Origin of the sequence: Amycolatopsis sp. NPDC006125, assembly GCF_040614195.1 — a bacterium.
Taxonomy (GTDB): Bacteria; Actinomycetota; Actinomycetes; order Mycobacteriales; family Pseudonocardiaceae; genus Amycolatopsis_E; species Amycolatopsis_E tucumanensis.
In genome coordinates, this window is the sequence record NZ_JBEXTZ010000004.1 from 147806 (window position 1) to 158990 (window position 11185).

Sequence of the window (11185 nt, forward strand, 5' to 3'; positions counted from 1 at the left end):
AACGGCAACTCGCCGCCGGGGCGGGGAACTTGCCGCCGGGAACGGCAACTCACCGCCGGGGCGGGGAACTTGCCGCCGGGGCGGCTAACTTGCCGCCGGGGCGGCTAACCTGCTACCCAGGGCGTCCAACTCGCCGCCCGCGGCGGCAAACACCGTGGTGGGTCCACGTGTTTGCGGTTCGCCGCGCCGTGCTGGTCGAGGGGGCACGGGTTGAGCGTCAGGGGTTGATGTCCCAGTCCTCACGGCGTTCGGTCCGCGCCTGGGAGAACTTCTGCAGCGCCTCGGGATCCCCGTGCGTCGTGAAGTGTTCCAGTCCCACCTGGACGAACAGTCCCCGCGCGCGCACGGCCACCGGGCCGTCGGCGGAGTCGAGGTGCCCGTCGGCGCTGGCGTAGATCTTGCGGCCGGCCACGCCGTCCACGCGCGCGGCGATGAACAGCGTCGTACCGACCGGAACCGGCCGCAGGAAGTCGGTTTCCAGCTTGCCGGTCACCGCGGGGCGGCGCAGCAGGTTGCCGACCGTCGAGCCGAGCGCTTCGTCGAACGCGCACGCCAGCAGGCCGCCGTGGGCGAGCCCCGGCGCGCCCTGGTGCGCGCTCGTCACCGGGAACTGCGAGTACACGACTCCGGCGTCACCGACGGTGGAGTGCATGTGCAGACCGTTGTCGACCTCACCGCACCCGAAGCACTCGGCGTAGTGCATCTCGAGTTTCGTGCCCGGCCCGGGCGCCTTGGGGTGGATCTCCGGCTGTTCGGCCTGGACCGGAGGCCACGGATTCGCAGGTCGGCGCTTGTCGCTCACATCGGACACGGTAACCGGTTCTACCCCGAAAACGACGGGCTACCCCGGCTTCGAAGAGACAAAAACCACGACAGGAGAGAAAATCACTACCCGATGGCACTAAGGTCGCAACCTTGACCGCGCTGGCACGAAACAGTTTGAGGAGGTCGGGGCGAACATGACGAACACAGCGCAGGCACCCGAGGTCGACGAGAAGACGGTCAGACGAGCCGTCATCGCGTCGGCCATGGGTAACGCAACAGAGTGGTACGACTACGGGGTGTTCACCTCGGGTGCGATTGCCGCCAGCATCGGCACCGTGTTCTTTCCCGGCGAGGGGAACGCGATTCTGAAATCGCTGGCGCTGGTGGCGATCGGGTTCGTGGTTAGGCCATTCGGCGGAGCGTTCTTCGGCCCTCTGGGGGACAAGATCGGGCGGCAGCGCGTGCTGGCGATCACGATCCTGTTGATGTCCGGCTGCACGTTCCTCGTCGGCTGTCTGCCGACGTACTCGGGCGAGTACGCGATCGGGATCGGCGCCCCCATCCTGGTCCTGCTGCTCCGGTTGATCCAGGGCTTCTCGACCGGCGGCGAGTACGGCGGCGCGGCGACGTTCATCGCCGAGTACGCCCCGACGCGCAAGCGCGGGTTCTGGGGCAGCTTCCTGGAGATGGGCACGCTGGCCGGTTACGTGCTGGGCAACCTGGTCGTGCTGACGGTGACGTTGTCGTTCACCGCGGACCAGGTGGACAGCTGGGCGTGGCGGATCCCGTTCTGGGTGGCGCTCCCGCTCGGCATCATCGGTCTGTACCTGCGGAACAAGCTCGAGGACACGCCGGAGTTCCGGCGGCTGGAGGCCGCGGGCGAGAAGGCGGAGAAGGCGCCGCTGAAGGAGACCCTGACGCGCAACTGGCGCATGATCATGAACCTGATCGGGATCGTGCTGCTGCTCAACATCGCCGACTACATGTTGCTGACGACGATGCCCACGTACTTCACGGACACGCTGAAGATCAGCGACAACACGGCGACCGTGATCATCATCATCGTGGAGCTGATCCAGATCGCGTTGATCGCGCCGATCGGCGCGCTGTCCGACCGGGTCGGGCGAAAACCCATGCTGATCACCGCGGCGATCGGTTTCCTCGTGCTGAGTTACCCGTCGATCAAGCTGATGCAGAGCGGCAGCACCGTGCTGCTGTTCCTCGGATTCCTGATCGTGGCGCTGCTGCTGGTGCTGATGCTGGCGGTGATCGGGTCGACCTTCCCGGCGATGTTCCCGACCCGCGTGCGCTACGGCGCCTTCGCGATCGGCTACAACGTCTCGACGTCCATCTTCGGTGGCACCTGCGGTGTCGTCGTGACCGCGCTGATCCACGGCACCGGCAACCAGGACTGGCCGGCTTACTACCTGATGATCGCCGCGGCGATCGCGCTGTTCCCGATCTTCAAGATCCCGGAGACGGCGCGGGTCCCGATGGACCACATCAACGAAAAGGGCGTGACCGCGCCGCCGGCGGCCAAGACCGCCGCGAACTGACGCCACACCGGAACGGAAGAGGGCCGGGTCCCCGATGGGGCCCGGCCCTCGCTCACTCGGTGACCTCGGCGGGGGCTTCGGCACGAGGAGCGAAGTGCCGCCGTGCGTAGGTGGTGAGAGCCGATGCCACCGCAACCGCCAAGCCGGCTTCCACCAGCAGAGCAGCGAACACCATTGCTTCCTCCTCGTGAGTGTTCGGGCGCGGCTGTCACCGCGCCGTGTTACAGGGGTGTGGTCGGGGGATGTTCCCCGTGTTACTCATCGCCGCGAAGTTGGTGAGTATTTCTCCGACAGACCCCCATTGAGGGGTGATCTCGCCCACGGCAGAATGAACCGTGGCAAAACCGGAATCCCAGAGGAGGCGGCTGCGGGATGGGCGAGCAACGTCGGCCCGGAGTGGGCGAAGCGGCGCGGCTGCTGGACGACATGACGCAGCAGATGGTCGTGGTGCCGCCGCTGCTCGATGTCCCGGAACCGGGCGAGGTCCCGTCGGTGCCCGCGCCGCCGCCCGCCCTGGACGGCCACGCGCTCTAGAAAACAGTGAAGGCCACCCCCGCGTGGCGGGAGTGGCCTTCACGCCTTGACAGATCAGCCCGCGAGGGCGGACAGCTTCGTCCAGTCCGCCCAGGAGTAGGTCCAGTCCGAGTAGTCGCCGTCCTTCGCGGACAGCGTCTGGGTGCTGCCGGTGATCTCGACCGGATCGCCGACCAGCGCGCCGTCGTAGTACTCCTTCGCCCGCGCCGGCGACAGGTTCAGGCAGCCGTGCGAGACGTTCTGCTTGCCCTGCGCCCACATCGACGACGCCAGGCCGTGGATGAACTCGCCGTTGTTGGAGATCCGCACCGCCCACGGCACGTTCACGTCGTAGTAGTCGTACCGCGGGTTGCTCATCGAGTAGGTCGCGTGCTTCGACATCACCACGTGGATGCCGCTGTGCGTGACGCGGCCGGGGTCGGAGTCCAGGCCGTAGCTCACCGGGTAGTCGGCGATCTGCACGCCGTCGCGGATGACCTGCATCCGGTGGGTCCTGGTGTCGCCCTTGACGATCTGCGAGCGGCCGATCGAGAACGCGGCCGTGACGTCCTGCTTGCCGTAGGTCCCGTCGCCGATCTTCACGCCGTAGATGTTCGCGGCGACCTTGACCTGCGTGTTCGGCTGCCAGTACTCCTTCGGCCGCCAGTGCACGCTGGTGTCGGAGACCCAGGCCCACGAGCCCTCGGTCTTCGGCGTGGTCTCGACGGTCAGCGAGCGCTCGACGGCTGCCTTGTCGGTGACCTTGGAGCTGAAGGTCAGCGCGATCGGCATCGCGATGCCGTAGGTCTGGTTGTCGCCGACGTTCAGGCTGGCGGACAGCTGCTTGCGCGGGCTGACGGTGGTGAACGAGCCGCCGATGGCGACCTGCTTGCCGTCGCTGCCCAGCGCGGTGCCCGACCACGTGTACTTCTTGCCGTAGCCGAGCGGTTCGGTGACGGTCCAGCTGCGCTTGTCGGCGCCGAGCTGGCCCGCGACCTGCTTGCCCTCCGGGTTGGTGAGCGTGACCGACTGCAGCTCGCCGTCCGTGACCGTCACCTGCGCGGAGTCCGCGGGCGCCACGTCCTTGGCGCCGTCCGCGGGCTGCACGGCGAGCTTGGCCGGCCCCGCCGAGGTCTGCTGCGCGTCGGCGGACGCGGTCTGCCCGGTCCCGGTCGTGCCGGGCGAATCGCCGCCGCTGCACGCACTCAGCGCCAGCAGCGCGGCCAGACCGAGCCCGATCAGCGCCAGCGGCTTGCGCCGCTTGTGAAGTCCTGTCACCTCTGAAGCCCCTTCTCCCCTGTCGCCAGACAGACGCGCGTCCGTAGGTGATCGTTGACGCTGAGGAGTGTGACTCGCCTCACTATCGAGGGACCCTCGATGCCGGAACGCCACGGTCGGCCGCTAGTTGATCAGCCTATCGAGTGGGTCCGACAGTGACCGGGTGACCGCACTACGCCATCTCAGTGACGGAATCAATGGGGTCCGAAATCGCTCACATCCGGGTAGGCTTCCGCGCAGGCCGTTGTTTTGCGTGGTCGTGGCTACACACTCGCGGAACTTTCGACGCGAGCCGGGAGCCGCACGCGCTCGTCGCTCACCCCGTCGGAACCGTCCGGGCGGCCCGAGTTATTGACGAGGAGCAACAGCGGTGGCGCAAGGCACTGTGAAGTGGTTCAACGCCGAGAAGGGCTTCGGCTTCATCGCCCAGGACGGCGGCGAGGGCGATGTCTTCGTGCACTACTCGGAGATCGAGGGCCGCGGGTTCCGCACCCTCGAAGAGAACCAGCGCGTGGAGTTCGAGATCGGCCAGGGGCAGAAGGGGCCGCAGGCCCAGAAGGTGCGCGTCATCTGACGCTCACCTGTCCATGAACGTCCCGTCCCCGGCGGTCCTCCGCCGGGGACGGTTTTTTTTGTCTGCGGTCAGACGCGGCCGGCGCGCGGCCGGTCCCAGTTCTGGTCGAAGTGGTGCTGGTCGGTGTCGGCGACGCCGGTGTGGTCGGCGAACTGGCGGCGCTCCTGCGAGGCGGCCTGCGCCTCCCAGGCGAGGCGCTCGAGCACCCATTCGCGGGCCAGCGCCTGCGGCGAGGTGCCGCGCTCGGCGGCGATGTCCTTGAGCTGGGAGCTCGCGACCAGGTTCATGCGCAGCTGGTAGACCTGCGCCTCGCCGAAGCGCTTGCCGGTTCCGGTGCTTTCCGGGCCGGTTTCCGGCGCGAGCGCGGCGAGGTAGCTGGTGAGCTCGTGGTCCTCGACGGCGCCCTGCGATTCCTTGTCCGCCGAGTTCCGGTGCTTGCCCGGGTTGACCGGCTTCAGGTTGGTCCGGGTGTTGTTCCGGCGTCCGAGAGAGGGAAGAGGCACCCGGCCACGATAACGGTTAGGTCTCGAGACGACCCTCAATGTGGTGCACGACACACGGGTTCTTCCCGATCTCCTGGGCTGTTCGGGTGGGACGTACGCCCACATGTCGCAATCCCGGGCTGACCGCGAGTCATTCACGCAGGCCGGAAATGCGGGCCGGAATGTGCCCTGGAAATGGAGGGGCCCCCGCGCCAGGGGGAGGAACGCGGGGGCCGGAGGGGATCTCCACAGGCGCTGACCGGGGGTGTGTCAGCAAGTCGATTGTTACATGATGCGGCCCGATGACGCGAGTGCTGGACGGGAAAAATTGCCCCAACCCGTCATCGCACCGTCGCCTGCGGTTCATCTGCGCGGACGCGGAACGGGAACGTTGCGTGTTCACAGGTTCACTCTGCGGGGGGCTGCGTGGCCGACGTCCCGCTCGCTAGCCTCGCGGCGAAGTTGTTGGCGTGACAGTCCTTTCGGGAGGAGCTATGAGCGGGTCTGTGGAAGTTCGGCAGTTCCTCCTTCGATACGAAGGCGGCGATCCGGCCGGGGTCCCCACGCAGCGTTCCGGGCAGGCCGACGCGCCACGTGTGTCGGACGACCAGGTGCGACGTGCGAGGTTGGCGGTGGCCGCCGGCGCGATCGACGCGCAGGACTGCGCCCAGTTGCTGGACATGCTCGGCCTGGTGCCGGACGAGGAAGGCGTCAACCCGGTCCAGCGGTGATGTTCCCGGTGCTTCCCGGTCAGGGGTGCACCCCCTGGTCGCACCCCTGACCGGCCCCAGGTCCGGAAAGATACCGGCGTTGCTCCGCTCGGGGCAAACAATTTCCACCCAGTTGCTTCGCTGTCGGTGAAATTGCCGCCATGGTTCTTCGCTACAGGTAACATAACACTGTTACCAGTCGAGAGGAGCCGGTCGTGGCGGTGGAGATCGCGCGGGAGATCCGTCCTGCGGTGCAGAAGTACGGGGGCGCGTTCATGACGTCGCCGGAGCTGGCCGAGGTCGAGCGCGAGGTGGGGCTCGGGCGGCGGGCGTTGTACTTCCGCGGCCGGTCCGCCGTGCTCGGCGACCCGTCACCGTCCGTGGTCGCCGAGCTGTTCGGGATCTTCCCCCGCTGGGTGGTGGATCTTGTTTTGCCCTCGGCAACCGAGGTTTTGGGTTCGACCGCGGCGGTCTCGGCGTACACCGAGGCGCTGTACCGGTGGTCGAAGGCGCACCTGCGGGAGTCGGCGCTCGGCGAGTTGCTGCCCCGCTTGGTGGCGGCCGCGGACGCGAGCGGACTGGCGTTGTTCGCGGGCTGGCAGGAGGTCTCGTGGCCGGATGATCCGGTCGCTCGGATCGGCCACGGGTTGATGCTGCTGCGCGAGTACCGCGGCGGGTTGCACTTCGCGGCGCTGCGGGCGGTGGGGCTGACGGTGCCGGAGGCGGTGGTGGCGGACCCGGAGGGCGGCCGGGCGCGCCTGTTGCGGACGGCGTGGTCCCCGGAGGCGGCCGACGAGCTGATCGCCCGCGCCCGGCGGCGCCCGGACCTGGAAACCCGCTGGCGGCGCGCGGAGTCGCTGACGGATGAGCGGATGGGCGAGCTGCTGGAGGTGCTGTCTGAGGGCGATCGGGATGCCTTGGTGCGCTCGCTGGCTGACCTCGGTCGCGAAGAGTGACCGGGGACACGTTGGCGGCTGTCGGCTGCCAGGGCTGGGTCGCCGGAGGTTCGGCTCGCATGTTTCCGCAGCTCAGGCACGGTTTTTACCGTTAAGGGATACCCGGTGGAAGGGGGCTCGTGGAGTGCCCTATGCTTGTAATCGCTCCCAGGGAGACCTGAGAGCGCGGTCGGTCGGTCACCCGAACCGGCCGGGCTCCCATCGTCTAGCGGCCTAGGACTCCGCCCTTTCAAGGCGGCAACGCGGGTTCGAATCCCGTTGGGAGTACGCATGACAAATGCATATGGCCCTGTGGCGCAGTTGGTTAGCGCGTCGCCCTGTCACGGCGAAGGTCGCGGGTTCGAGTCCCGTCAGGGTCGCAGTAGCGTCTGGCTTCAGCCGGCGTTTCCGGCCAGGTAGCTCAGTTGGTACGAGCGTCCGCCTGAAAAGCGGAAGGTCGCCGGTTCGACCCCGGCCCTGGCCACCGCTTCTAGCAGCACAAACGGCCCCCGCCGAGCAAGGCGGGGGCCGTTTGGCGTTCGAGGGTGCTCAATTAGGGTCTCAGTTGGGGCTCCAGAAGTACCCGTTGAGCTGCTCGGCCACGTCCCGGCGGATCGCGTCGGTGACGTGCATGTAGCGGGCCTTCATCGCAACGGTTGACCAACCCATGAGGTCCATCACAGTGCGGTCGGGCACGCCGAGGATCAGCAGGACCGTAGCCGCGGTGTGCCGCGCGTCGTGGAGCCGAGCCTCGCGGACACCAGCTTCGGCGAGGAGCGCCTTCCAATCGCCGTAGTCCGCTCGCGGGTCGAGCGGCTTGCCGTTCGGCTGTGTGAAGATCCAGTCTCCCTCGTGCCACTCGGTGCCGGCGTGCTCGCGTTCGCGCTCCTGCCGCTCCTTGTGGCGCATCAGCAGGCTGAACAACTCATCGGGCAGCGGAAACGTGCGGCGGCCAGCCCTCGACTTCACGTCCACCTCAACCAGGCCGCCACCCTTCCGCTGCGGGCACATTCGCGCGTGCTCCGTGCAGGTCGGTGGGCACGGTTCCGGGCAGGGGCGGGTGTGCTTCTTGCAGGGCTGCTTGCACTTCTCGGTGCGGTGATAGGCCGCTCCGCATGCATGTGGGTCGTCGCAGCCGTGCTGCCACTTCTGCCGCTGAAGCGCCTTTCGGACCCGTAGCGTCCTGCGACGCTCATCGAGGTAGCTCCACTTCATCCCGAGGGCCTCGCCCTGCCGAGCTCCGAGGGCGAGCGCCAGGACGTACCGCACACCGTTGCGCCGTCGAAGGGCCGCCGAGAGGAGCCTCTGAATCTCGTCAGCTTCGAGCGGCTCGACCTCCTCCTCGTCGACGCGCGGGGCTTTGGCGAGCGCAGCGGCGTTCCTCATGATGATTCCCCGCCGCTCCGCCTCACCGAACGCGGTGCGGGCCGTCCGGTGGACCTGGTGCGCAGTTCCCGGCCTGAGTCCGGAGTCCAGCATCTTCGCGTAGAGCTTCTCGAAATGCTCCGGCTCGATGCGTTTCATCCGATGCGCGCCGATTCCCGGAATGAGGTGCTTGTACACGGCTGTCTGGTACCCGCGGAGGGTCTTGTACCTGACCGTCAGCGGTGCGATGTTCTCGACCCAGTGGCGAAGCCAAGCCTCAACGGTCCAGTCGCGGCCCTTCTTGCGCACCGTTCCCTGGTCGCGCTCGTTGAGGAGCTTCCGGTATTCCTCGCGGGCATCCTCCTCGCGCCGCCGCTTGATGTGGCGGCGGTCAGGCTTTCCGTTGTCAAGCACCCCCACGGTCACTCGGGCATGCCAGTACCCGTCGTACTCACTGAAGTAGAAACTCCCCTCTCCGTTCGGGTTCCGGGTCCCTGCCGGGCGCTTGCTGCGAGGCAATGGGCTTCCTTCCTTAGGCTGCGGTTTCGGCGGAGTCGTTGATGAGGCGGGATGCGTATTCGCGGATGGCGGACGCTGGGACGCGGCGAAGTCGGCCGATGCGGACGGATTCGATCTCGCCCGTGCGGAGCAGCTTGAACATCAGCGTCCGTCCGATGCCGAGTTGTTCGGCTGCCTCTTCGGCGGTGAGCATCACTCGTTCCGGCAGGGCGCGGACCGGTGGTGCGGACGGCGCAGCCTCGCGTTCGGCGATGCTGCGGGCGAGCTTGGCGAGCGTGGTGGCCAGCTCCGTGATCTCGTCGGCGGTAGCCATGCGGCGGCCCTTTCGATCTCTCGGTTACGCCAGCGGACGTCGTCCACGGCAGCTACGGACTGTCACCCCTGCGCGTGCATCACGGGGGCGGGTACGGGGGTGGTCGGCGGAATATCTGGGCGGAGTGCTGGAAGTGCGTTTCAAACCCCGCAAACCCCGCAAAGTGGCCCTGGAGCTGGGGATTTGCTTGCGGGGTTTGCTGGGATCGGCGGGTTGGGCGAACTCCGCAAACCCCGCAGAGTTGCGGGGTTTGCGGGGTTTGGACGTGAGCCGCCGGGAGTGAAACCCCGCAACCTGTAGCCGACGTTCTCCCTGTTCATGGAGGGTTGTTCTGGTCGGCTGCGGGGTTTGCGGGGTTTCCGGGTTTGTTTCCCGGGGTTGAGCTCGTCAGCCGGTGCGCTCGACCCAGTAGAGGCGCATCTTGGTGTGCGGGTCGGGCACGCTGCGTAGCACGACGTCGCCGCGCCAGCGGTCGAGCTGCCCGGTGAGACGCCTGCCGAGCGCCTTGGTGGACAGGGGCTTCCCGGCCGCGGTAGTGGGGAAGGTGCCGGCCCACGGGTCGGGGCCGACGACGGTCTCGGCGCTCCCCCGTACCTGCTGGGCGGTGAGGGGCTGCTCACCGTGCAGGTCGTGCCAGGCCAGCAGGAACGCTCGCCATTCGGCGGCGTCGTCATCGAGTTCGCGCGCGTGCTCGGCGTTGCCCAGGAAGTTCTCGATGCCGTGGTGAGCGAGGAACCCGCCGAGGTGCTGGGCCCAGCGGGTGAACTGCCGCATCTGCGGCACCCCGGCCGCAGTAGGGGCACCGGCCGCGGTCCAGTCGAGGATGAGCACGAGCAGGTGCCACAGCACGGTGGCCTGGTTGGCGGGGTCGAGAATCCAGGAGTCGAGGTTGGGGATGGTGAACCCGGTCCGGGCTTCGGGGCGCGGGCAGTTGGGGTCGAGGCGGACCCACACGGTGCGGGAGGCCATGTCCCCGCCGGTGCGCAGGTTGTTGCCGGTGGCCAGCCAGAGCCGGTCGTTGGGGTAGGTGGCGGCGGCGTTGGTGCCCAGCCGCCGGTCGGTCCAGGTGCGTTCGGTGACCAGCCGTGCGAGCACGGCGGAGTCGATCACGTGTCCCTCCACGAGGTTGTCGAACACCACCGCGCCGCACTGGTCGGCGAGCACGGTGGTGATGGCTTTGCGGAGTTCGTCCTCGGAGTCGGTCCAGGTCAGCACCCGCTGCCCGACCAGCAGCCCGACGCACCCGGCGAGGATGGTCTTGCCCGAGCCCGGCATGGACGCGTCGATCACGCCGAACGGGGAGAGGGTGCGGGTGAACGGCCGGATGATCGGCGTCACGAGCAGCGCCAGATAGTTCGCCCGGTCGGCCGGCTCCCGCCAGGGGAAGTCGCGCAGGAACCGCTCCAGCAGGAACTCCCGCGCCGCGGCGACCTGCTCGCCGGTGGGCTGGTCGGGCACCGGGGGCAGGTGGGTGTTGGCGGCGAGGTAGAACCCGGTGGCCGGGTCGTAGCCCGGGGCTTGCAGCAGCGTGCCGTCCGGGCGCAGCACCGGTGTGGAGATGATCCGGCGCAGCACCGGAAGCCCGGGCCACGACCGGCGGGCGAGCACCGCGGCCAGCACCGGCCCGGGCGGGGACACCTCGACATCGGTGGTGTTGCCCTTCTCGTCCACCCTCGGCCGCACGACGTCGGCGTGCTGGGCGAGCAGCGACGCCAGCAGCGGCGGTTTGAGCGGGGTCGCCGACAGGGGCAGCGCCACATCCTCGTCCCCGGCGGTGGGGTCGGCCGCCCCGGACACCGACTCCAGGGCGACCGGGTTGCCGTCGCTGACGTAGGTGTCGGGGATGAGGCGGGAGTCGAGGGCTTCGGTGAGCACGCGGATGGTCTCGGGTGCGGCCCCGACCCGCACCCGGGGCCGACCGCCCGCACCGACCGTCCACAACCGCCGCCGCTGGCCGCTCTCGGGGGCGTTGTCCGGGGTGCTGCTCATGATCAGGACTCCTTGACGTCTCCGGGTTGGTGGTCCAGGCGCCCGCGGGCGCGGCTGCGGACGACGGTGCGCGGGGTGATGCCCAGCCGTTCGGCGATCTCGGCCGCGGTCAGGCCGAGGCGGGTCAGCCGGGCGACCTCGCGGTCGCGGTGGCCGGACTTGCTGCGCGGCCGCCGGCCGCGCAGC

13 protein-coding genes and 3 tRNA genes are annotated in these 11185 nt (G+C 68.5%); 8 read left to right on the top strand and 8 right to left on the bottom strand.

The features are described 5' to 3' along the window. Positions 1–217: 217 nt before the first annotated feature. Positions 218–703 carry a PaaI family thioesterase gene (locus tag ABZ193_RS04020; protein WP_020418287.1) on the bottom strand — a complete coding sequence of 162 codons (486 nt, stop codon included), beginning with the start codon at positions 701–703 and terminating at the stop codon, positions 218–220. 256 nt (positions 704–959) lie between these two features. On the opposite strand from ABZ193_RS04020, the gene ABZ193_RS04025 reads away from it, so the two are divergent. Further along, a complete protein-coding gene (locus ABZ193_RS04025; protein WP_354708807.1) occupies positions 960–2321 on the top strand; it encodes an MFS transporter in 1362 nt (453 codons plus the stop codon). A 52-nt stretch (positions 2322–2373) separates the two neighbouring features. Here the strand turns inward: ABZ193_RS04025 and ABZ193_RS04030 are convergent, their stop codons facing one another. Continuing rightward, positions 2374–2496, bottom strand: a complete 123-nt coding sequence (locus ABZ193_RS04030) for a hypothetical protein (protein WP_020418285.1) — start codon at positions 2494–2496, stop codon at positions 2374–2376. Positions 2497–2693: 197 nt separating this feature from the next. On the opposite strand from ABZ193_RS04030, the gene ABZ193_RS04035 reads away from it, so the two are divergent. After that, positions 2694–2855 (top strand): hypothetical protein, encoded by a 162-nt coding sequence (locus ABZ193_RS04035; RefSeq protein WP_157358550.1) that lies wholly within the window; start codon positions 2694–2696, stop codon positions 2853–2855. A 54-nt stretch (positions 2856–2909) separates the two neighbouring features. On the opposite strand, the gene ABZ193_RS04040 is transcribed toward ABZ193_RS04035, so the two are convergent. After that, entirely contained in the window at positions 2910–4112 is a 1203-nt protein-coding gene (locus tag ABZ193_RS04040; RefSeq protein ID WP_354708808.1) for an Ig-like domain-containing protein, read from the bottom strand. A 370-nt stretch (positions 4113–4482) separates the two neighbouring features. Between ABZ193_RS04040 and ABZ193_RS04045 the strand changes: the two genes are divergently transcribed. Beyond that, complete coding sequence (locus ABZ193_RS04045; RefSeq protein WP_017985566.1) at positions 4483–4686, top strand: cold-shock protein; 204 nt, start codon at positions 4483–4485, stop codon at positions 4684–4686. Between the two features lie 68 nt (positions 4687–4754). On the opposite strand, the gene ABZ193_RS04050 is transcribed toward ABZ193_RS04045, so the two are convergent. Next, entirely contained in the window at positions 4755–5189 is a 435-nt protein-coding gene (locus tag ABZ193_RS04050) for a hypothetical protein (RefSeq protein ID WP_020418282.1), read from the bottom strand. Positions 5190–5662: 473 nt separating this feature from the next. Here ABZ193_RS04050 and ABZ193_RS04055 point away from each other — a divergent pair, with 473 nt between their 5' ends. The 5 genes from ABZ193_RS04055 (at position 5663) to ABZ193_RS04075 (ending at position 7297) form a co-directional block, all read left to right on the top strand. Beyond that, complete coding sequence (locus ABZ193_RS04055; RefSeq protein ID WP_020418281.1) at positions 5663–5899, top strand: hypothetical protein; 237 nt, start codon at positions 5663–5665, stop codon at positions 5897–5899. Positions 5900–6093: 194 nt separating this feature from the next. Beyond that, entirely contained in the window at positions 6094–6834 is a 741-nt protein-coding gene (locus ABZ193_RS04060) for a hypothetical protein (RefSeq protein WP_354708809.1), read from the top strand. A 194-nt stretch (positions 6835–7028) separates the two neighbouring features. Beyond that, positions 7029–7101, top strand: a tRNA-Glu gene (locus ABZ193_RS04065). 18 nt (positions 7102–7119) lie between these two features. After that, positions 7120–7193 (top strand) — tRNA-Asp (locus ABZ193_RS04070). Positions 7194–7223: 30 nt separating this feature from the next. Beyond that, positions 7224–7297 (top strand) — tRNA-Phe (locus ABZ193_RS04075). A 77-nt stretch (positions 7298–7374) separates the two neighbouring features. On the opposite strand, the gene ABZ193_RS04080 is transcribed toward ABZ193_RS04075, so the two are convergent. The 4 genes from ABZ193_RS04080 to ABZ193_RS04095 all read right to left on the bottom strand — a co-directional run. Beyond that, entirely contained in the window at positions 7375–8697 is a 1323-nt protein-coding gene (locus tag ABZ193_RS04080) for a site-specific integrase (RefSeq protein WP_354708810.1), read from the bottom strand. A gap of 13 nt (positions 8698–8710) precedes the next feature. Next, on the bottom strand, positions 8711–9010 hold the full coding sequence (locus ABZ193_RS04085) for a helix-turn-helix domain-containing protein (RefSeq protein WP_354708811.1): 300 nt from the start codon (positions 9008–9010) through the stop codon (positions 8711–8713). 387 nt (positions 9011–9397) lie between these two features. Then, a complete protein-coding gene (locus ABZ193_RS04090) occupies positions 9398–10999 on the bottom strand; it encodes a hypothetical protein (RefSeq protein WP_354708812.1) in 1602 nt (533 codons plus the stop codon). 2 nt (positions 11000–11001) lie between these two features. Further along, the coding region (locus ABZ193_RS04095) for a helix-turn-helix domain-containing protein (RefSeq protein ID WP_354708813.1) at positions 11002–11185 on the bottom strand (184 nt) is incomplete at its 5' end.